At 73.4% G+C, this 21,184-nt stretch carries 15 protein-coding genes and 1 tRNA gene; 11 read left to right on the forward strand and 5 right to left on the reverse strand.

Annotated elements, in window-relative coordinates; genetic code table 11:
- The first annotated feature begins 50 nt into the window (after nt 1-50).
- From OG900_26875 to OG900_26890, 4 genes are all read left to right on the forward strand, one after another.
- Complete coding sequence (locus OG900_26875; protein WUH93381.1) at nt 51-1,214, forward strand: ROK family transcriptional regulator; 1,164 nt, start codon at nt 51-53, stop codon at nt 1,212-1,214.
- Between the two features lie 132 nt (nt 1,215-1,346).
- Nucleotides 1,347-2,126, forward strand: a complete 780-nt coding sequence (locus tag OG900_26880; protein WUH93382.1) for an HAD-IIA family hydrolase — start codon at nt 1,347-1,349, stop codon at nt 2,124-2,126.
- 121 nt (nt 2,127-2,247) lie between these two features.
- Nucleotides 2,248-2,859 carry a hypothetical protein gene (locus OG900_26885; protein WUH93383.1) on the forward strand — a complete coding sequence of 204 codons (612 nt, stop codon included), beginning with the start codon at nt 2,248-2,250 and terminating at the stop codon, nt 2,857-2,859.
- Nucleotides 2,860-2,864: 5 nt separating this feature from the next.
- A complete protein-coding gene (locus tag OG900_26890; protein WUH93384.1) occupies nt 2,865-3,536 on the forward strand; it encodes a class F sortase in 672 nt (223 codons plus the stop codon).
- A gap of 610 nt (nt 3,537-4,146) precedes the next feature.
- Here the strand turns inward: OG900_26890 and OG900_26895 are convergent.
- Nucleotides 4,147-4,881 (reverse strand): GAF and ANTAR domain-containing protein, encoded by a 735-nt coding sequence (locus OG900_26895; protein WUH93385.1) that lies wholly within the window; start codon nt 4,879-4,881, stop codon nt 4,147-4,149.
- Nucleotides 4,882-5,034: 153 nt separating this feature from the next.
- Here OG900_26895 and OG900_26900 point away from each other — a divergent pair, with 153 nt between their 5' ends.
- A complete protein-coding gene (locus tag OG900_26900) occupies nt 5,035-7,977 on the forward strand; it encodes an FAD-binding oxidoreductase (GenBank protein ID WUH93386.1) in 2,943 nt (980 codons plus the stop codon).
- Nucleotides 7,978-8,209: 232 nt separating this feature from the next.
- Here OG900_26900 and OG900_26905 read toward each other — a convergent pair whose 3' ends face one another.
- Nucleotides 8,210-9,364 (reverse strand): serine/threonine-protein phosphatase, encoded by a 1,155-nt coding sequence (locus OG900_26905; GenBank protein ID WUH93387.1) that lies wholly within the window; start codon nt 9,362-9,364, stop codon nt 8,210-8,212.
- Between the two features lie 252 nt (nt 9,365-9,616).
- On the opposite strand from OG900_26905, the gene OG900_26910 reads away from it, so the two are divergent.
- Both OG900_26910 and OG900_26915 read left to right on the forward strand, forming a co-directional pair.
- Complete coding sequence (locus OG900_26910; protein WUH93388.1) at nt 9,617-11,023, forward strand: M1 family metallopeptidase; 1,407 nt, start codon at nt 9,617-9,619, stop codon at nt 11,021-11,023.
- A 54-nt stretch (nt 11,024-11,077) separates the two neighbouring features.
- Entirely contained in the window at nt 11,078-11,878 is an 801-nt protein-coding gene (locus tag OG900_26915) for a pentapeptide repeat-containing protein (GenBank protein WUH93389.1), read from the forward strand.
- Nucleotides 11,879-12,010: 132 nt separating this feature from the next.
- Here OG900_26915 and OG900_26920 read toward each other — a convergent pair.
- A tRNA-Lys gene (locus tag OG900_26920) sits at nt 12,011-12,084 on the reverse strand.
- A gap of 64 nt (nt 12,085-12,148) precedes the next feature.
- Nucleotides 12,149-12,904, reverse strand: coding sequence for a helix-turn-helix domain-containing protein (locus OG900_26925; GenBank protein WUH93390.1), 756 nt, complete (start codon nt 12,902-12,904; stop codon nt 12,149-12,151).
- 335 nt (nt 12,905-13,239) lie between these two features.
- On the opposite strand from OG900_26925, the gene OG900_26930 reads away from it, so the two are divergent.
- Nucleotides 13,240-14,379 carry an LLM class flavin-dependent oxidoreductase gene (locus OG900_26930; protein ID WUH95938.1) on the forward strand — a complete coding sequence of 380 codons (1,140 nt, stop codon included), beginning with the start codon at nt 13,240-13,242 and terminating at the stop codon, nt 14,377-14,379.
- A gap of 251 nt (nt 14,380-14,630) precedes the next feature.
- Complete coding sequence (locus OG900_26935; protein ID WUH93391.1) at nt 14,631-16,391, forward strand: glycosyl hydrolase family 18 protein; 1,761 nt, start codon at nt 14,631-14,633, stop codon at nt 16,389-16,391.
- 113 nt (nt 16,392-16,504) lie between these two features.
- Here the strand turns inward: OG900_26935 and OG900_26940 are convergent, their stop codons facing one another.
- The gene (locus OG900_26940) at nt 16,505-18,124 is read right to left on the reverse strand and encodes an EAL domain-containing protein (protein WUH95939.1); all 1,620 of its coding nucleotides are present in this window, start codon (nt 18,122-18,124) and stop codon (nt 16,505-16,507) included.
- 595 nt (nt 18,125-18,719) lie between these two features.
- On the opposite strand from OG900_26940, the gene OG900_26945 reads away from it, so the two are divergent.
- Both OG900_26945 and OG900_26950 read left to right on the forward strand, forming a co-directional pair.
- On the forward strand, nt 18,720-19,913 hold the full coding sequence (locus OG900_26945; protein ID WUH93392.1) for a M6 family metalloprotease domain-containing protein: 1,194 nt from the start codon (nt 18,720-18,722) through the stop codon (nt 19,911-19,913).
- On the forward strand, nt 19,894-21,174 hold the full coding sequence (locus tag OG900_26950; protein ID WUH93393.1) for a M6 family metalloprotease domain-containing protein: 1,281 nt from the start codon (nt 19,894-19,896) through the stop codon (nt 21,172-21,174). Before OG900_26945 ends, OG900_26950 begins: the two co-directional genes overlap by 20 nt.
- The last annotated feature ends 10 nt before the right edge of the window (nt 21,175-21,184 follow it).

Raw genomic sequence — 21,184 nt, forward strand, 5'->3', positions numbered from 1 at the left:
CACTTTGGCAACAGTGTTGCGAAAGTGCAAGCGCACGGGACAATGAGGGGGTGACCTCACCCCCCGCATCCGATCCGGCCCGAGCCTTCGCCGCGAACGCGGCGCCTGCCGCGGACGGCGCGGCGAGTGCGGTCCCCGGACCGGGCGGCGGGGCGAACCTGCCCGCCCTGCGCAGCCACAACGGCGCCCTCGTCCTCGGGCTGCTGCGGGATGCCGTGACCGCCGGCAGCGGCGGGATCAGCCGGCTCGACCTGGCCGAGCGGACCGGGCTCACCCCGCAGGCGGTCAGCAAGATCACCGCACGGCTGCGGGCGGACGGGCTGGTGGAGGACGCCGGGCGGCTCGCGTCGACCGGGGGGAAGCCGCGGACGGAGCTGCGGCTCGCGGCCGGGGCGCGGTGTGCGGTGGGGGCGCACCTGGACGGCGAGACGCTGACGGCCGTCGTGGCCGACCTCGCCGGGCGCACGGTCGCGGAGCACGCCGCGCCGCTCGACCTCGGGATGCCGGTCGGGGAGGGGCTGGCCGCGATGGTGCGGGAGCTGCGTACGGCCGCCGGGCTGGCACCGGCGCCGGTGCTCGGGGTGGGGGTCGGGATACGCGGACCCCTGGACCACCGCACCGGCACCCTGCACGAGGTGACCGGCTTCCCGCACTGGTCGGGGTGCCCGCTGCGTACGGAACTGGCGCGCGGGCTCGGCCTGCCGGTGGCGGTCGACAAGAACACCAACGCGGCGGCGCTGTCGGTCCTGGCCGAGCCGCGAACGAGCCTGGGCGCGGGCTCGTTCGGGTATCTGCACCTCGGTACGGGCCTGGGCGCCGCCCTCGTACTGGGCGGCCGGCCGCACCGCGGGGGGCGGGCGGGGGCGGGGGAGTTCGGGCACCAGGTGGTGCAACTCGACGGGCCGCCCTGCAAGTGCGGCAAGCGCGGCTGCCTGGAGGCGCTGTGCCTGGCGTCGGTCGCCCGCGGCGACACGGAGGGCGCGGCCCGCCTGCTGGGCGTCGGCGCCGCGAACCTCGTGGCGCTGCTGGACATCGACCGGGTCGTGCTCGGCGGCCGTACGGTCCTGGCCGCCCCCGACGTCTTCCTGGCCGGCGTCGCCACCGCGCTGGGCACCACCCCGGTCACCCTCGCCGCCGCGGGCCCCCGCGCGGTGGCCGAGGGCGCCGCCCTCCTCGCCCTGACCCCCCTCTTCACCCGCGCGTCCCTGGGCTGAACCGACCCCACCGGGCCCCGCAAGGGCCCGCGACCAGCACGCGAGACGCCCGGGGCGGGGCACCCCCCGCCCCGGTTACGCTGGGGCACGCGCCCTCGTACGGGCTACAGCACGACGACAGGAGAGCGACCGGTGTCGACCCGCAGGCCCATCGACTCGTGGCTGACCGACATGGACGGAGTGCTCATCCACGAGGGCACCCCGATCCCCGGCGCCGACGCCTTCATCAAGGGCCTCAAGGAATCGGGCAAGCCCTTCCTGGTGCTCACCAACAACTCCATCTACACCCCGCGCGACCTGCACGCGCGGCTGTCCAGGATGGGCCTCGACGTGCCCGTCGCCAATATCTGGACCTCGGCGCTGGCCACCGCGAAATTCCTCGACGACCAGCGGCCCGGCGGCACCGCCTACGTCATCGGCGAGGCGGGCCTGACCACCGCGCTGCACGACGTCGGCTACATCCTCACCGACGCCGACCCCGACTACGTGGTCCTCGGCGAGACCCGTACGTACAGCTTCGAGGCGCTCACCAAGGCGATCCGGCTGATCCGCGGCGGCGCCCGCTTCATCGCCACCAACCCCGACGAGACCGGCCCGTCCCCCGAGGGCGTGCTGCCCGCCACCGGCTCGGTCGCCGCACTGATCACCAAGGCCACCGGGCAGGATCCGTACTTCGTCGGCAAGCCCAACCCGCTGATGATGCGCGCCGGGCTCAACGCGATCGGCGCGCACTCCGAGACCAGCGCCATGATCGGCGACCGGATGGACACCGACGTGCTCGCCGGCCTCGAATCCGGCATGACCACCTTCCTGGTGCTCACCGGCCTCACCGCCGTGCCCGACATCGAGCGCTACCCCTTCAAGCCCTCCCGGGTCGTCGAGTCCATCGCCGACCTGGTCGCCGAAATCTGATCACTCTCCGTGAGTTACGCGTCACCCTGATGGGTCACCGAGCGTGCACGCCGGGCCGGTCGCGGGGATCTTCGTAAGCACCGGGCGCGAGTCCCCGCCCCCGGGCCGAGCGGAGGTCCTCATGTTTGGTCTGAAACTGCCCGTCATCGCCGCGGCCGGTGCCCTCGGCGTCATCGCCGTCGGCGGGGTGACCGGGCTGCCGAAGCAGGCACTCGCCGACGAGGGGGGCGGTGGATCGTCCTCTTCCTCCTCGTCGTCGTCCTCGTCCTCCGCGTCGTCCGGCTCCGGCATGGACATCTCGCCCGCCACCGTCGCCCCCGGCGGTGTGGTGACCCTGCACCTCAAGGCCTCCTGCAAGTCCGGCGCCAAGGCCCAGGCCAGCGCCGAGGTCTTCGTCGACGCGGTCACCCTCTCGCCGTCCGGTGACGGCTCCAACGGCTGGGACGGCACGGCCTTCATCAAGTCCGACGCCGTCGACGGCTCCTACGCCGTCTCCGTCGAGTGCAACGGCTCCGCCAGCTCCGCGTCCGCGACCGTCACCGTGACGACCGGCGGCGGACCGCTGGCCCCGGTCAATCCCGTCCCCGCGGGCGGCGGCGGCACCGCGCAGCTCGCCGCCGGCCCGGCGGCCGCCGGCACCAGCACCGGCCCGCTGCTCGTCACCGGCGGCGTCGCCGCCGCCGGCCTGGCCGGCCTGGTGCTCCACCGCCGCCGCGCCGCCGCCCGCGGCTGACCGGCATGGCGGTGGGGGCGGACGACACCGGTGCCGAGCGCACCGAAACCGGCAGGACCTGGGCGGCCGTCGTGGTCGGTCTGGTCCTGCTGGCCGCGTGGCTCCTCGGACACGGCGGCCACGGCGCCCCCGCCGCGCCCCCCGGACCCCGCGGCCTCGCCGCCGCCGCGGCCGCCGACCGGCCCGCGCAGGTCTACGCCCCCCACGTGCCGCTGCGCGACGCCGTGCCCCTGCGTATCGACATCCCGTCCGTGGGCATCCACGCCGATCTCGTGGCCCGCGGCCTCAAGGACGGCGCCGTCGACCCGCCCCCCTACTCCACCCCCGACGTCGCCGGCTGGTACCGCGACGGCCCCCCGCCGGGCGCCTCCGGCGCGGCCCTCATCGTCGGCCACGTCGACACCGAGACGCGTGCCGCGGTCTTCTACGGCCTCAGCACGATTCAGCGCGGCGCGCTGGTGGAGATCCCGCGATCCGACGGCACCGTCGCGGAATTCTCCGTCGAGGCGGTCGAGGTCATCGAGAAGTCCCACTTCGACGCCACCCGCGTCTACGGATCCGCCGGGCGGCCGGAGCTGCGCCTCATCACTTGCGGCGGGCAGTTCGACAAGGCTGAGCAGGCCTACTCGGCCAACGTGGTGGTCTTCGCCGCACTCACGGGTTCTCACTCCGCCTGACCCCCTCCGCGGTGTCCGCGGCCCCCGCTTCCCCCGGCCCGGGGGCCTGCCCCCTGCGGTGCGTCCCTTGCCTGCGGCCCGGTGGGGGCCGGTCGCGCAGTTCTCCCCCAGCGCTTCGCCTGGGGGTACCCCCACGCGCCCCTGGGTGATTGCCCCTTGCGGTGGCGTTGCTTGCCTGCGGCCCGGTGGTGGGTTGCGCGCGCAGTTCTCCCCCAGCGCTACGCCTGGGGGTACCCCCACGCGCCCCTGGGGCCCTGCCCCGTTCTGTCGCGTTCACAGTTGCGGTCCGCTGTGGCTGGTCGCGCAGTTCCCCGCGCCCCTTTTGGCCTGCGTCCTCCTGCGTCCGGCGTTCGCCCCTGCCAGGGGCTCTGTGTGGAGGGCACGCGTTTTTCAGGGGCGCGTGGGGGTACCCCCACGCGAAGCGCTGGGGGGAACGGAGCGCCCCGCCGGCGAGGTGGGAAAGAAAGCAACGCCCACCGCAGGTGGCACCCACCCAGGGGTGCGTGGGGTACCCCCAGGCGAGCGGCACCGTGGATTCCGTGACAGCACCCCGCAGGGAGTGGCGCGACGAGCCGCCACCGGGCCGCAGGCGGGCGACGGGCGCGGGTTCTTAGGGGCCGGGCGGGGGGAGGTCGGTGGAGCCGGTGAGGATGCTGGTCGCGAGATCGGCGAGGCGGAGACGGTGGGCTCGGGCGTGAGCCCGGAGGTGGCGGAAGGCGTCGTCGACGGTGATGTGAAAGCGCTCCGCCAGGAGGCCCTTGGCCTGCTCGACGGGCACCCTCGAATCCAGCGCACCCTGAAGCTGCGCCGCGAGGCGCTGATGGTGGCGGCGCGTACGCCGCTGGAGGACCCCGATGGCCGCGGCATCGGCGAGGGCGCGCCCGACGCCCGCGGTTTCGGCCGGCAGCGGCCCGGCGCCGGTGCGGAAGAGGACGAGCGCGCCCAGGACTTCCTTGCGGTGCCGTACGGGTATGGCGAAGACCGCGCCGTAGCCGGCGCCGAGCGCGCGGCGCGCGAAGTCCGCGGGGAGCGGGTCGAGAGGGTGCCTGAGGTCGGCGACGGCGACGTCCGTACCGCCGCGGTAGCACTCGGGGCCGGGCCCGGCGGCCGCGGTGAGCAGCCGCGCGGGCTCGGAGGACGCCCCGACCACCCGGATGTCCCCGTGCTGGTCGGCGAGCAGCAGCCCGGCCGCGGCGACGGCGGTGAGCCGCACGCAGCGGCCGGCCAGCCGGCGCAGCGCCGCGTCGGGCTCGGCCTCGTCGCCGAGGGTGTCGGTCAGTTCGACCAGGGTGCGGGCCAACAGCTGGTGCCCCGCCCCTGACCCGTCCGGCAGATCATCGTGCACGCCGTTCCCCTTTCCCCCGACGGACCGGCTCTGGCCACGAGTATTGCCGGTGGCCGGCCGCTTCCGCGTCCGTCGCAGGGCGGAGAAGGCCAGCGGGTTCGCGAATTCGGGCATAGGTTGACGAACGGTATGTTTCTCCGCGAGGAGGTTCCGATGCCCGTGCTCGAACCGAAGGGCGGCGCCGCGCTGCGGCCGGCACCCGCGGGGGAGGCCGCGCCGGACCGGGTGCAGGAGGCCAGGGCGGGCGGCACCCCCGCCGCGCTGCGGACCGGCCTTGAGCGGCTGCTGGGCGCGGACAGGGTGCTGGGCGACCTGACGGACCTGGTCCGCTACGCCTCGGACGCGAGCCCTTACCGCTTCGTGCCGCAGGCGGTGGTCGTACCGCAGAGCGTGCAGGACGTGGCGCGGCTGCTGGCGTACGCACGGGCCGAGCGCCGCCACCTGGTCTTCCGGGCCGCGGGCACCAGCCTGAACGGGCAGGCGCAGGGCGAGGACATCCTGGTGGACGTGCGCCGGCACTTCAGCGGGATCGAGGTCGAGGCGGACGGGGCCAGGGCCCGTGTGCTGCCCGGCACGGTGCTGGCTCGGGCCAACGCGGCGCTGGCCAGGCACGGCCGGGTGCTGGGCCCGGACCCGGCGAGCGCGATCGCCGCCACGGTCGGCGGGGTGCTGGCCAACAACGCCTCCGGCATGACCGCGGGCACCACCCGCGACTCCTACCGCACGGTCGCGTCGCTGACGGTGGTGCTGCCGTCGGGCACCGTCGTGGACACCGCGGACCCGGACGCCGACGCGGGCCTCGCGGCCGCCGAGCCGGACATCTACCAGGGCCTGCTCGACCTGCGGGACGAGATCGAGGCGGACCAGGAGCTGACCGCGCGCATCCGCGCCAAGCACGCCGTCAAGAACACCAACGGCTACCGCCTCGACGCCTTCCTCGACGCCGACAGCCCCGCCCAGATCCTGCGCGGCCTGATGATCGGCTCGCAGGGCACCCTCGGCTTCATAGCCGAGGCGGTCTACGAGACGCTGCCGATACACCCCGCAGCCACCGCCGGGCTGCTCTTCTTCCCGACGCTGCCGGCCGCCGCCGCCGCCGTACCGCACTTCGCGCAGGCCGGCGCGGAGGCCGTCGAACTGATGGACGGCAATGTGCTGCGGGCCGCGACCGCCGTGCCCGGTGTGCCGGCGCAGTGGGCCGACCTGCCGGAGACCTGCGCGGCGCTGCTGGTCGAATTCCGGGCCGCGGACGAGACGCAACTGGCCGCGTACGAACGCGCCGCCGAGCGGGTCTGCGCCGACCTCGGCCTGATCACCCCGGCCCCGGCGGCGGAAGGCCACGGCGGCTTCACCCGCGACCGGGAGCGTATCGACGCGCTGTGGCGGGTACGCAAGGCGTTCGTGACCGCCGTCGGCGGCGCCCGCCCGCCCGGCACCACCCTGATCACCGAGGACTTCGCGGTGCCGCCCGACCGGCTCGCCGAGGCCTGCACCGAACTGCTCGACCTCCAGCGCAGGCACGGCTTCGACGCGGCCGTCGCCGGGCACGCCGCGCACGGCAACCTGCACTTCCTGCTCACCTTCGACGCCGGCCGCGCCACCGACGTCGAGCGCTACGCCGCCTTCATGGACGACTTCTGCCGCACCGTCACCGAGCGCTTCGACGGCTCGCTCAAGGCCGAGCACGGCACCGGGCGCAATATCGCGCCCTTCCTGGAGATGGAGTGGGGCCCGGCCGCCACCGCCCTGATGTGGCGCGTCAAGGCGCTGCTCGACCCGGACGGCATCCTCGCCCCGGGCGTCGTCCTCGACCGGGACCCGCGCGGGCACCTGCGCGGTCTGAAGACCCTCCCGGTCATCGAAGCGGTCGCCGACCCCTGCATCGAATGCGGCTTCTGCGAACCCACCTGCCCCAGCCGCGATCTGACCACCACCCCGCGGCAGCGGATCGTGCTGCGCCGCGAGATGCTGCGGCAGCCCGCCGACTCGCCCGTGCTGCGCGAACTGCTCGACGCGTACGGATACGCCGCCGTCGACACCTGCGCCGGCGACTCGACCTGCAAGCTCGCCTGCCCGGTCGGCATCGACACCGGCGCGATGATGAAGGACTTCCGGCACGCCATGCACTCCCGCGCCGAGGAGCGCGCCGCCGGCGCCGCCGCCACCCACTGGCGCACCGCGGAGCGCGCCGCCCGCGCCACCGTCGCCACCGCGGACGCGGTACGCCGCCGGGTCGGCGACCGGCCGCTCGCCGCGGTCACCGGGGCCGCCCGGCGGGCGGCACGCCCCGAGCTCATACCCGAGTGGCTGCCGGAGATCCCCGGCGCCGCCCCGCGCGCCCTGCCCCGCACCGAACAGGACGGCGCCGCCGCCGTCTACTACCCCGCCTGCGTCAACCGCGTCTTCGGCCCGCCCGAGGGCCGCTACGGCTGGGTGCCGCAGTCCCTGGTCACCGTCTCCGCCCGGGCGGGCCTGCCGGTGTGGATACCGCCCGACGTCACCGGCACCTGCTGCGCCACGATCTGGCACTCCAAGGGCTACGACGAGGGCAACGTCGTGATGGCCAACCGGATCGTCGAGCACGCCTGGGTCTGGACCGGCGGCGGGCGGCTCCCCCTCGTGGTCGACGCCACCTCCTGCACCCTCGGGCTCACCCGGGAGGTCGTCCCCTACCTCACCGACGCCAACCGCGACCTCCACGGCGAGCTGACCGTCCTGGACGCCACGGAGTGGGCCGCGGACCACGTCCTGCCCCGGCTCACCGTCACCACCCGCGTCGGCTCCGCCGTCGTCCACCCCACGTGCTCCGCACGGCACCTCGGCCGTCCCGGCCCCGCCCTCGCGGAGGTCGCCGCCGCCATCGCCGCCGAGGTCGTCGTCCCCGACGACGCCGGGTGCTGCGCCTTCGCCGGCGACCGCGGCATGCTCCACGCGGAGCTCACCGAGTCTGCGACCCGGGCCGAGTCGGAGGAGGTCGCTGCGCGCGGCTTTGACGTCTACGTCTCGGCCAGCCGTATGTGCGAAGTCGGCATGTCCCGAGCCACGGGCGAGCCGTACGAGTCCGTCATCATCGCCCTGGAGCGGGCGACCCGCTAACCCCTTTTCCCCGGCCGCCCCCCGGTGGGGGCTTGTCTCGCAGTTCTCCCCCAGCGCTTCGCCTGGGGGCACCCCCACGAGCCCCTGGGTGAGTGCCACTCGCGGTGGCCGGTCGCCTTTCCCGCCTTGTCGGCGAAGCACTGGGGGCGAACTGCGCGCCCCGCCGAAGAGGCGGGAAAGAAAGCGACGCCACCGCAAGTGGCACTCGCCCCCACCGGGCCGCAGGTGGGCGTTACGCGAAGTCGGGGTAAGGCGGGGCTTCCACGGGAGAGGGGAGGGGGCGGGGCTGGGGGGAGAGGAAGAGGAGGACGACGTCGTCCGAGAGGGAGCCGCCGGCGTGCCGGAGAAGATCGGCGTAGACCCCCTCGACCGCCGCGTCCAAGTCGGCGCCGGCCGACGCGACGATCGCCCCGACCCGCTCACCGAGAGGGTAGAACGTGCCGTCGAGCGGGCTGCGCGCCTCGATGACACCGTCGGTGCAGAGGACCAGCACGTCCCCGGGGTGCATGGCGGCACGCCAGGACGTGGGGCCGCCGGAGACGAGGTCGGCGAGGCCGAGGGGGACCCAGGGCTCGGCGGGGGAGAGCGTGTCGACGGCGCCGTCGCGGGAGACCCGCAGCGGCGCGACGTGGCCGTAGTGCAGCAGTTCGACGCTGTCGGGCCGGTCGAACTGGGCGAAGAGCGCGGTGATGAAGTCCCCGGTGGTGACGTGCCGTCCGACGCTGGTGTCGACGCGGCGGGCGACCGTGTCGAGCCCGCCCTCGTCGAACGCGGCCTCGCGGAAGGCGCCGAGGACCACCGCCGAGGTCTGCACCGCGGGGAGCCCTTTGCCGCGGACGTCGCCGATGAGGGCCCTTACGCCGTGCGGGGTTTCGAGCACCGCGTAGAGGTCGCCGCCGATCTGTGCGGCGTCGGCGGCGGAGACGTACCGTACGGCGAGCCGGACGTGGCCGACCCGCGGCTCTGGCGGGCGCATCAGGGCGTGCTGCGCGGCCTCGGCGACGGAGGCGATCGCGGTGAAGGCCTTGGCCCCGGTCTCGCGGCGCCAGGCGATGTAGACGCTGAAGAGGGTGACGAGCGCGTAGGCGAAGGCCTGGCCGAAGAAGACGTCGTGGTCGGGGATGTCGGTGATGCCGTCGTAGGGCGCGAGGGCGGCCTGGACGAGCAGGCCGAGCACCCCGATGAAGAGCGTCTTGCGCCAGGTCACGGTGATCGCGGCGAGCGGCGGCGCGACGACGATGCCGGGTGTGAGGAAGTGGTCCCGGCCGGCGATCAGGTCCGAGGCGACGACGAGGCCGATGGCCGCCAGCGGCAGGGACAGGCCCAAGCGCGCCAGATAGTCGCTCTCCACCCGCTGGAGGGTTCTGGTCAGCCAGACAATCTTCACATGGTGAACCTATCCGCCCGCACCCGTGCCGTCAGCCGCTCGAAGGGGTGATCGACACCGTCAGGGCGGGCAGCGGACCGGACGGCCGCGGTGTTCCCATGGTGCACCAGTGGTGCCGGATCGGTGTGTTGCGCCGGGTGAATGTTCTGCGACAGACGGGGGGTGCGGGGTGGCTGGGACGGCCGGATCTTCCTAGGGTCGTCGTGTACCTGCCACCCCATGGGGCTGACCGCCCCGCGCTGGAGGACCCCTGTGCGCAAGAGAGTGATCGCGTCCGCTGCCGCCGCCCTCGGCTTCCTGCTGGTGATCCCGGCATCCGCCGCCGACGCGGGCCCAGGAGCCCCCGGGATAGGCGACCCGTACTACCCGACGTACGGCAACGGCGGCTACGACGTCTCCCACTACGGCCTCGACCTCAGCTACCAGCCCGCCACCGACACCCTCTCCGGCACCGCCACCTTGCAGGCCACCGCCACCCAGGGCCTCACCAGCTTCGACCTGGACTTCGCACTGACCGTCAGCAAGGTGACCGTGGACGGCCGCCCGGCGCGGTTCGCCACCAGCGGCGAGCAGGAACTCGTGATCACCCCGGACCGGGCCGTCCCGCGCGGCCACCGCATCACCGTCGCGGTGACCTACTCCGGCGTGCCCTCCAGCGTCGAGCGCTACGGCTTCACCTCCTGGCAGCGCACCCCCGACGGCGGGGTCGCGGCCAACGAACCCGAGTCGGCCTGGTGGTGGTTCCCCAGCAACGACCACCCGCTGGACAAGGCCACCTACGACGTGAACGTCCGCGTCCCGGCCGGCGAGCAGGCCATCAGCAACGGCCTGCTGCTCTCCCAGCGCACCGCGGGCGGCTGGACCGCCTACCACTGGCGGCAGGACAAGCCGCAGGCCACGTACCTGGCCACCCTCGCTCTCGGCCACTTCGCCCTCACCCGCGGCCGTACCCGGGCCGGCGTGCCCGTCATCAACGCCTACAGCACCGACCTGCCCGCGGCCACCGCCGCCAACGCCCGCGCGGGCGTGGAGCGCACCGGCGAGATCATCGACTTCCTCAGCACCTGGTTCGGCCCCTACCCCTTCGACGCGGCGGGCGGCTACGTGCCGAACGTCCCCTCGCACTTCTCCCTCGAAGCGCAGACCCGGGTCTTCTACAGCCCCGCGGTCTTCGCGACCACCGACGGCATCGGCACCGTCGCGCACGAGCTGTCCCACCAGTGGTGGGGCGACGACGTGTCGCTCGCCCGCTGGTCGGACATCTGGCTGAACGAGGGCTTCGCCACCTACGGCAGCTGGCTGTGGGCCGAGCACCAGGGCACCGCCACCGTGCAGCAGATCGCCCGGCAGACCTACGACTCCTACCCGGCGGACGACCCGTTCTGGACCGTGGAGCCGGGCGACCCGGGGCCGAGCAAGCAGTTCGACGACGCCGTCTACGACCGGGGCGCGATCGCCATCCAGGCGCTCCGCACCACCATCGGCGACCACGCCTTCCGCGCCCTGCTCAAGGCCTGGCCGGCCCAGCACCGCTACGGCAACGGCACCATCGCCGAATTCCGCGCGCTGGCGGAGAAGCTGTCGGGCAAGGACCTGGGCGGCTTCTTCGGGACCTGGCTCTACACCCCGGCCAAGCCCGCCGTGCTCCCCGGCGGATGACCACCGGCTGATACGGCACGATGGACCCGGGCGGAGCCGGCGAAGGGACCTCGGGTGGAGCACAGCGAACTGCGGGCGGACTGCGGCAACTGCTTCGGGCTGTGCTGCGTCGCCCTCGCCTTCACCCGGTCCGCCGACTTCGCCCGGGACAAGGCCGCGGGCGAGCCCTGCGGCCACCTCGGCGCCGACCACCGCTGCGGGATCCACGACCGGCTCCGCGACCGCGGCTATGCAGGCTGCACCGTCTACGACTGCCTCGGGGCGGGCCAGAAGGTCTCCCGGCACACCTTCGCCGGGCAGGACTGGCGGGGCTCGGCGGACGGCGGCCGGGCCATGTTCGCGGTGCTGCCGGTGGTGCGGCAGCTGCACGAGCTGCTCCGCCACCTCGCCGAGCTGCGCACCCTGCCGGCCGCCGCCGGGCTGTACGAACCCGCCGCCGCGGCGGCGGCGCGCATCGAGGCGCTGAGCCTCGGCACCGCGGAGTCGCTGCTCGCGCTGGACGTCGCGGCCGAGCGTTCGCAGGTCGCCGACCTGCTGCGCACCGCCTCCGCGCTGGCCCGCGCCGGCTTCCCCGGCCGCAGGGACCACCGCGGCGCCGATCTGATGGGCTCCCGCCTGCGCGGCGCGGACCTGCGCGGAGCCGATCTGCGGGGCGCCTATCTGATCGGGGCGGACCTGCGCGGAGCCGATCTGCGCGGCGCTGACCTGCTGGGCACCGACTTCCGCGGCGCGGACCTCCGGGGCGCGGATCTGCGGGGCGCCCTCTTCCTGACCGCCCCGCAGCTCACCGCCGCGTCCGGCGCCGCCACGACCCGGCTCCCGCCGGACCTGCCACCCCCGGCCCACTGGTCGTGAAACCCGACCGTGGCGCCCGACCGTAAAACCCGGTCGTGGCGCCCGGTGGTGAAGCCCGATCGTGAAGTGAGGCCCGGCGGACATGAAGAAGGCCCCCCACGCGCCGTGGGAGGCCTTCTTCACCCTGCGAAGTGCGCCGCCAGGGACTCGAACCCCGGACCCGCTGATTAAGAGTCAGCTGCTCTAACCAACTGAGCTAGCGGCGCAACGAGGACAACTATACGTCCTCCCGCCGGGTGCTCCGACCACCCCCGCGGGGGGAGCCCGCGCTCAGATGGTCATGGAGAGGAGCATCGGCGCGGCCCGCTGGTTGAGGGTGTCGACCGCCGGCTTGAGGCGGTGCGCCTCGGCCAGCGGCATCGACAGGGCGAGGCAGGCGACCGTCTTGCCGATGGTGACCGGGATCGCCGCGCACACCGTGCCGACCGCGTATTCCTGCAGGTCCAGCGTGGGAACGCTGGCCGGCTGGCGTTCGAGCCTGGTGAGCAGCGCGCGGTCGTCGATCACGGTGCGGGAGGTGAGCCGGGCGGGCCGGTGCCGGGAGAGGTGTTCGAGCCGCGAGTTGTGGTCGAGCTGGGCGAGCAGGCACTTGCCCACCGCGCTGGCGTGGGCGGCCGAGCGGAAGTCGACCCACTCGTTGACCTTGGGCGCGTTCGGGCCGTCGGCGAAGTCGACGATGCGGACCTCGCCGTCGTCGTAGCGGCTGAAATAGACCGCCGCGCCGACCTCGTCGCGCAGCTCCGCCAGGATCGCGCGCAGCTTCTCGGCCAGCGCCTCGTCGTGGTTGGCGGCGCCGAGCAGCACCAGGGTCTCGCCGAGCACGTAGCCGCCGCCGGGCAGGAAGCCCAGATAGCGCTCGCGTTGCAGCATGGCCAGGAGCTGCGAGAGATAGCCGACCGGCACCCCTATCTCCCGGGCGAGCTGCTCGGCGGAGACACCGTGCCGGTGCGTGTCGACGGATTCCAGCACGCGCAGTGCGTGCTGGACCGCGTAGACCGGCGCGGTCTGACGGTGTTCTAGCGCCACGGTAGCCCCCTGCAGGTGTGACCGTTTGCGTCCTGGTTGTCGCTGCTGGTCACGGTTGGGGCTCACTGGAGTCCCAACCGGCAGCTTGACCGGATTCCACGATAGCCCCAATAGCCTTGCCGGTAGAGGCGGTTGGCCACTTCTCCGGAGCCGCGCAGGCGTATACGCAGGAAGGGGCCACTCTGGCATATGCCACGGTCACTGCCCGATCGGTGAAATCGGCGAATTGGCCGCGGGAATATCAGGACGAGCGCTCCGGTTGATTTTTCAGGCAATATTCCGCGTGCCTGGCGCGCGGGTGAACGATCAAGGAGGCGCTTGCTGTGGGTGACGACGTGGTTCGGGACGGCGGCGGCGACGGCGGCGACAGCGGTGCGGCCGGCCACGGGATCCGCGGCACCGTCCGCGGCAGCGCGCCCGTACCGCTGTCGGTGCTCGACCTGGCCGGCGTCGGCGCGGGCCTGACGGCCGGGGACGCGCTGCGCAACAGCGTCGAGATCGCCAGGACCGCAGAGACCCGCGGCTACCACCGGATGTGGGTGGCCGAGCACCACTCCATGCCCGGGGTGGCCAGCTCCTCGCCGGCGGTGATCCTGGCCCACCTGGCCGCCTTCACCCGCACCCTGCGGCTCGGCTCGGGCGGTGTGATGCTGCCCAACCACGCGCCGCTGGTCATCGCCGAGCAGTTCGGCACCCTGGAGGCGCTCGCCCCCGGCCGGATCGACCTGGGCCTGGGCCGCGCGCCGGGTACGGACGGGGCCACCGCGGCGGCGCTGCGCAGGACCGAGTCGCTCCACGAGGGCGCCGACGAATTCCCGCAGCAGCTCGCGGAGCTGGTCCGCTTCCTGGACGACGACTTCCCCGACGGCCACCGCTACTCCCGTATCCACGCGGTGCCGGGACCGGTGCAGGGCACCACCGCCGGCGGGGTGCAGTCCGCCGGCCGGCCCAGCATCTGGCTGCTCGGCTCGTCCGGTTTCAGCGCCCAGCTGGCCGGGGCGCTGGGCCTGCCGTTCTCCTTCGCGCACCACTTCTCCGCCGCCAACACCGTGCCGGCGCTCGCCCTCTACCGCGAGTCCTTCCGCCCGTCGGAGATCCTGGACCGCCCCTACGCCTCGATCGGGGTGGCCGCGCTGGCCACCGAGGACCCCGAGCAGGCCCGCCGCCAGGTGCTGGCGGGCGCGCTGGGCATGCTGCGGCTGCGCACCGGGCGCCCCGGCCTCGTCCCGACGCCCGAGGAGGCGGCGGCCCATCCGTTCAGCCCGATGGAGCGGGACTTCGTGGACTCCTGGATGGCCAATGTCGTGTACGGCGACCCGCAGACGGTCAGGGCGGGCCTCGACGAGCTGGTCGGGCGGACGGGCGCCGACGAGCTGGTGATCACCGCCAACGCGCACACGCCGTCGGTGCGGCTGCGCTCGTACGACCTCATCGCCGACGCGTACGGCTTCCCGAAGGACATCGCAGCCGGTTAAATACCGGTTTCCTGCCGTCCTGTGGTCCAAGCGCGGACAGACCACGGGCCATGCCTTAACCACGGCTTAAAGCCCCTCGTCACCCGGTTGACGAGGGGCTTTGCTCACGTCGTGAACGATCGGCGGGCCCTCGGAGCCCGCGAATTGGTCTAGTCCTGGCTTTGGTTCAGACCATTGACGTGCACTTGATCAGAGGGCTATCCATACCCCACAGCCCCCTGTTGTTCCTCCCTCTCCCCCCGGAGGTTCTCGTGCAGTCCAGGAAGAGAGCGCTCGTGGCCGCGGCCACCAGCGCCGCGCTCGCCCTCGGCGCGCTGACCGCGCTGGTCGGCGGCCTCGGCACCGCCCAGGCGGACACCACCGCCGCCGCCCAGCCCGCCGCGGCCGCCGCCGCGAGCAGCGGCGGCGTCAAGATCGCCTATTACGACCAGTGGAGCGTGTACGGCAACGCCTTCTACCCCAAGAACCTCGACACCGAGGGGATCGCCGGGAAGCTCAACATCCTCAACTACTCCTTCGAGAACATCGACCCGGTCAACCTGACCTGTTTCGAGGCGACCAAGGCGTCGGACTCCACCAACGAGTCCAACCCCAACGCCGGTGACGGCGCGGGCGACGCCTTCGCCGACTACCAGAAGTCCTACGGCGCCGACATCAGCGTCAACGGCACCGCGGACACCTGGAACCAGCCGCTGGTCGGCAACTTCAACCAGCTCAAGCAGCTCAAGGCGAAGTACCCGAACCTGAAGATCGTCATCTCGCTCGGCGGCTGGACGTACTCGAAGTACTTCTCCGACGCCGCCGCCACCGACGCCAGCCGCAAGAAGCTGGTCGGCTCCTGCATCGACATGTTCATCAAGGGCAACCTGCCCGTCCAGGGCGGCTACGGCGGCACCGGTGCCGCGGCCGGCATCTTCGACGGCTTCGACATCGACTGGGAATACCCCGGCTCGCCCGGCGGCCACACCGGCAACCACTACAGCGCGAACGACACGGCCAACTACACCGCGCTGGCCGCCGAGTTCCGCAGCGAGCTGGACGCCTACGGCGCCGCCAACGGCGGCCGGAAGATGCTGCTCACGGCAGCGCTGCCGGCCGGTCAGGACAAGATCGCGAAGCTCCAGACCAACAAGCTCGGGCAGTACCTGGACTACGCGAACATCATGACGTACGACATGCACGGGGCCTTCGAGACCAACGGCCCCACGAACTTCCAGGACCCGCTGTACCAGTCGCCCAGCGACCCCTCGAACCCGATCTCGCCCGGGAACGAGAAGTACAGCACCGACCACGCCATCTCGGCCTGGACCACCGGTGACTCCGCCTACGGCATCCCCGGCGGCTTCCCCGCCAACAAGCTCACCCTGGGCTACCCGACGTACTACCGCGGCTGGTCCGGCGTGTCCGCGGGCAGCAACCACGGGCTCTACCAGCCCGCTTCCGGTCCCGCGGCGGCCCGCGGCATCAGCCAGGTCGCGGGGACGGCGTACTACAAGGAGCTGACCGGCGTCGTCGACAACCCCGCCGACACCTTCTACGACGCCGCCTCGCAGACCAACTGGTTCTACAACGGCAACGAGTTCTGGACCGGCCTCGGCGCGCAGGCGATCCAGGCCAAGGCCGACTACGGGCACTGCCACGGGCTGGCCGGCTCGATGATGTACTCGCTGCTCGACCTGGATCCGGCGGCCACGCTCTTCAACAAGATCGTGACCGCGACCAACGGCTCCGCCTCGGGCTGCGGCACGCCGACCACCCCGCCCACGACGCCTACCACCACCCCGCCCACGACGCCCACGAGCACCCCGCCGACGACGCCCACGACCACTCCGCCCACCACCCCGACGAGCGGCACCTGCACCCTGCCGTCCTGGTCCGCCTCCGCGATCTACGTCGGCGGCAACCAGGTCTCCTGGAAGGGCCACAAGTGGAACGCCAAGTGGTGGACCACGAACGAGGAGCCCGGCACCACCGGTGAATGGGGAGTCTGGCAGGACCTGGGCGCCTGCTGACCTGACCCGACCCGACCCGACCCGAGCCGCCGCTGCCAGGGACCCGCGTCCTCCCTCCCCCCGAGGACGCGGGTCCCTCAGTGCGGCAGGACGGATCAGTGCGCCGGGCCCGATCAGCGCAGCAGGCCCGAGATGACGTCCGGGCCGACCGGGCGGGAGTAGTGCCACCCCTGGCCCGTGTCGCAGCCGATACGCCGCAGGCGCTCCGCCTGCTCCGCGTTCTCGACGCATTCGGCCGTCACCGTCAGGCCCAGCCGGTGGGCGAGGTCGACCAGGGCCTCGACGATCGTCTCGTCGGCCGGGTTGGGGTGTTCCGCCGAGCGGAAGCCCTGCACGAAGGAGCCGTCGAGCTTCAGGGCCGAGACGGGGAGCCGGCTCATGTAGGCCAGGTTCGAGTAGCCGGTGCCGAAGTCGTCGATGGCGATCCGTACGCCCATCTCGTGCAGCGCGTGCAGCGCCTGCAAAGGCCGCCCGGCCGAGCCCATCACCGCGGACTCGGTGAGTTCGAGTTGCAGCAGCCGCGGCGGCAGTCCGGTGTCGGCGAGGATCTCGGCGACGTCCGCGACCAGGTCGGAGTCCCACATCTGGCGGACCGCCACATTGACGCTGACCACAAGCGGCGCCGCCGGGTGGGCCAGTTGCCAGGCGCGGGCCTGCCGGCAGCCCTCGGCGAGCACCCAGCGGCCGAGCTGGACGATGGAGCCGTCCTCCTCCGCCAGGCCGATGAAGCGGTTGGGCGCCAGCCGCCCGAAGTGCGGGTGCTCCCAGCGCACCAGGGCCTCCACCCCGCGCAGCTCGCCGGTGTCGAGGGCGACCAGCGGCTGGTAGTCCAGCACGAACTCGCCGCGCTCCACGGCCTGCCGCAGCGTGCGGGACAGCGCCTGGCGGGTCATCCGGTGCTCGTTGCGCTCGGGGTCGAAGAGCGTCCAGCGGGCCTTGCCGTCGGCCTTGGCCCAATACAGCGTCGTGTCGGCGGCCTGCATCAGGCCGGTGGCCGAGCTGCCCGGCGCCTCCCGCTCGACCACCCCGATGCTCGCCGAGACCGCGAGCCGCTGCCCGGCCACGTCGAACGGCTGCTGGAGCGCGGTCAGTACGGCCTCCGCCAGCGCGGTGGCCTGCCCGGTGCCGGTGGAGTCCCGCACCAGCAGCGCGAACTCGTCGCCGCCGAGCCGGGCGACCAGGTGCCCGCCGGGCTCGGCGCAGGCCAGCAGCCGGCGCGCGACGGCGGCCAGCAGCTCGTCGCCGACCCGGTGGCCGAGGGTGTCGTTGACGGCCTTGAAACCGTCGAGGTCGAGATAGCACAGCCCGATGCGCCCGGTGCCGCGGCCCGGCGCGCTGTCGCACGCGTCGGTGAGCCGCTCGAAGAACAGCGCCCTGTTGGGCAGCCTGGTCACCGGGTCGTGCATCCGCAGGTGCCGCAACTGCTCGCGCAGCGCGTCCCGTTCGCCGACGTCCTCGACGGTCAGCAGCAGCGGGGCCGCCCCGGTCCGCGACAGCGTGACCTCGGCCAGCAGGGCCGCGCCGTCCTGCCGGGTGATCCGCCGGGTGCAGCGCAGCCGGTCGCGGCGGCCGGTGAGCACGTCGTGGAAGGCGGCCCTGGCGTGCGGGTCGCCGGCCAGGCCGAGCAGCGCGCCCGCGCCGACCGCCGCGAGGCGCTCGGGCGCCGCGCCCAGCAGGGTCGCGAGCGCCGGGTTGGCGGCCAGCACGTCGCCCTCGGGCGACAGCAGCGCCATCGCCGACCTGGCCACCGCGAAGGCAGCCCGGTAGTCGCGCAGCTCGGCTTCCTCGCGTGCTGCCGTGCCGCGCGGGCGTGGGGCAGAAGTGTGACTCTGTGTGATGACCTGTGCTGTGCTTTCGGGGTCGACGCCGGGGCCGCCCGCGGGTCCGCCCATGGCCTGCTCCCCGTGTCGCGCTCGTCTCGCACGCGATCATATGGGCTGTTGGAGCAGGCGATCCAGCGTTGCGGTGGTGATTCTCCGCACGGGCTCCCGCGGGCCGACCGTTTCTGCGCGATTGGGCGCCGATCCTGATCGCTTCACCTGCGCTGTTACGGAACGTAGTGCCGTCGGCCGTCCAGGTGTTCGCCGTGCCCGGAGCCCCGCGCACCACCCGGGTGGAGCAGTCGAACCCCGCATACCACCGCAATCCATAGCAAGGTGGTCGAGGTGTCCCGAACGGGCTCGCGAACCCTCCCCGGAGGTCCATGTGCGGCGGTCAGGCATCTCGGCAGGCGACACACGGGGCGCTGGAAGCGTTCGGCCCGCGCGTGGCGCCGCGAAGGCGCCCTGGGGCCCGCGCGGGGCGCGCTCGGCGGCGTCCGGGGCCTTCGTGCTGAGCGCACTGGTCGCCTGGACGCTGGCCACCGGACCGTCCGCGCACGCGGCCCCCGCGTCCGCCGCGTGCCTGCTGCCGCGCACCCAGGCGCACCACTCCGAGGGCGTGGACACCGCCCCCGGCGGCTATGCCGAGGCGAAGGGCGACGTGCGGGCCCTGATGGTCTTCCTGTCCTTCCCCGACGCGGCCCCCTCGCTGACCCCGCAGGAGGTCGCCGCCGACCACTACCCGGCCACCGGTGACTTCTACGACGAGGCGTCCTACGGGCAGTTCCGGCTGCACCTGCACACCGTGGACCACTGGGTGCCGATGCCGCGCTCGGCGACCGCGTACGCCATCAGCCGCGACTGGCGGGCCGCCGACCGGACCGCGTACCTGCGCGACGCCCTCACCGCGGCCGACCCGGTGGTGGACTTCAGCGGCTACGACGTGGTCTACCTCGTCGCCGACCCCGACGCGCCCGGCGTGGACTCCGACGCCACCAAGGTCGTCAACCTCGCCTCGCCCGTCACCCTCGACGGCAACCCGCTGGCCCGCCTGGTGACCGTCTTCGAACGGCACCCCCCGGACCGCAACGTGCTCGCCCACGAGACCGGCCACGTCTTCGACCTGCCCGACCTCTACTACCGCCCGCCGGTCGGCAGCAACGCGGACTGGGACACCCACGTCGGCGACTGGGACCTGATGGGCAGCCAGTTCGGCCTGGCCCCCGAGCCCTTCGCCTGGCACAAGTGGAAGCTCGGCTGGCTGCGGCCCGACCAGGTCGGCTGCGTGACCGGCCTCGGCACGACCTACTACGGCCTCAGCCCCGACGAGGTCCGCGGCGGCACCAAGCTGCTGGTCGTCCGCACCGGCGCCGACACCGCGCTGGCCGTCGAGGCGCGCGGTGCCACGGGCAACGACTGGACCGCCTGCCGGCAGGGCGTCCTGCTCTACGAGGTGCGCTCCGACCGCGAGTCCGGCGACGGGCCGATCGACGTCGTCGACGGCCACCCCGGCACCTCCGCCTGCGCCGGCACCTCGGTCTACCCGCCGCTGGCCGACGCGCCGCTCGGCGTGGGGGAGTCCTACGCCCTGCCCGACGGCACCACCTGCGTCACCGTCACCGGCCACGAGCAGAACGGCGACTGGGCGGTCAAGGTCACCGAGAGCGCACCGGGTGGTGACGGTGCCGGCCGGCCGGGGTAGCGCACCGGCCCCCGGCGGTGTGCGGCGGCTCGCCGCGCGGGGCGCCCGGATGGCGGCGCTCGGGGCGGCCGGGCTGCTCGCCGTCGGCAGCTCGGTGTCCGCGGGGAGCGGCCCGCCCGCGCTGCCCGCCTCCCCGCCCGCCGCCCGGCCCTGCGCGCTGCGCGCCGTCCCCGGCGTGGCCATGTCCGAGGGCTTCTCGGACTCCACCGACCGCGGCCCCGACGCCGAGTTCGCCCCGTCCACCGGCACGGTCCACGCCCTGACCCTGCTGATCGACTTCCCGGACACCCCCGCGCCCTACAGCGCCCGCGAGCGGTACGCCGAGTTCTTCCCCGCGGTCAAGCAGTGGTACACGGCCGCGTCGTACGGCAAGCTCGACTACGAGTCCACGCCGGTGCTGCGCTACATACGCATGCCGCGGCCCTTCAGCGCGTACGGGATAGGCCGCGGCTACGGATGGGACGCGCACACCGCGATGATGCGCGACCTGCTCATGGCCGCCGACGCGGGCATAGACTTCCGCGGCTACGACCTGGTCAACGTCCTGGTCACGCCCAACGCGGGCCCGCCCGCCGACGAGGCGGTGCTCTCCGTCACCTGGACCGGCGCTTCGGCCGCCACCACCGACGAAGGCGCCCAGCTTAACAAGGTCTCGCTCATCTACGGCCACGACCAGTCGGGTTCACGGGTCCTCAGCCACGAGAACGGCCACGACTTCGGGCTGCCCGACCTCTACTCCGCCGACGACTTCCAGCACACCGACCGGCTCGCCGGCCAGTGGGACACCATGTCGCTGGACTGGGGCCTGCAAGGGGACCTCTTCGCCTGGCACAAGTGGCGGCTCGGCTGGCTCACCGACCGCCAGATCGCCTGCGTCACCTCGCGCGGCACCACCACCTACCACCTCAGCCCGGTGGAGGTGCCCGGCGGGCGCAAGGCCGTGATCATCCCCTACGGGCCCACCGGGGTCTTCGTGATCGAGGCCAGGGCCGCCGTCGGCGACGACCACGACGCCTGCCGCCAGGGCGTGCTGGCCTACCGGGTGCGTACCGACATCGACTCGGGCAAGGGCCCGGTCACCGTCGTGGACGGCCACCCGGGCACCTCCGCCTGCGACTTCAGCAGCGGCGCCTTCAACTCCCTGAACGACGCGCCCTTCACCGCCGGCCAGACCTACACCGACAAGGCGGCGCACGTCACCTTCACGGTGGACGGCCGCGACGCGGCGGGCGACTGGAAGATACGCGTCACCCGCCGCTGACCCGAACGAC

The sequence above is a fragment of the Streptomyces sp. NBC_00433 genome (assembly GCA_036015235.1).
Lineage (GTDB): Bacteria > Actinomycetota > Actinomycetes > Streptomycetales > Streptomycetaceae > Actinacidiphila.

Bases quoted from the DNA above. Each gene is read 5' to 3' on its own strand.
- OG900_26890 (WUH93384.1), top strand. From the start codon at position 2,865: ATGGCGGTGGGGGCGGACGACACCGGTGCCGAGCGCACCGAAACCGGC.
- OG900_26885 (WUH93383.1), top strand. From the start codon at position 2,248: ATGTTTGGTCTGAAACTGCCCGTCATCGCCGCGGCCGGTGCCCTCGGC.
- OG900_26900 (WUH93386.1), top strand. From the start codon at position 5,035: ATGCCCGTGCTCGAACCGAAGGGCGGCGCCGCGCTGCGGCCGGCACCC.
- OG900_26940 (WUH95939.1), bottom strand. From the start codon at position 18,124: ATGGCGCTGCTGTCGCCCGAGGGCGACGTGCTGGCCGCCAACCCGGCG.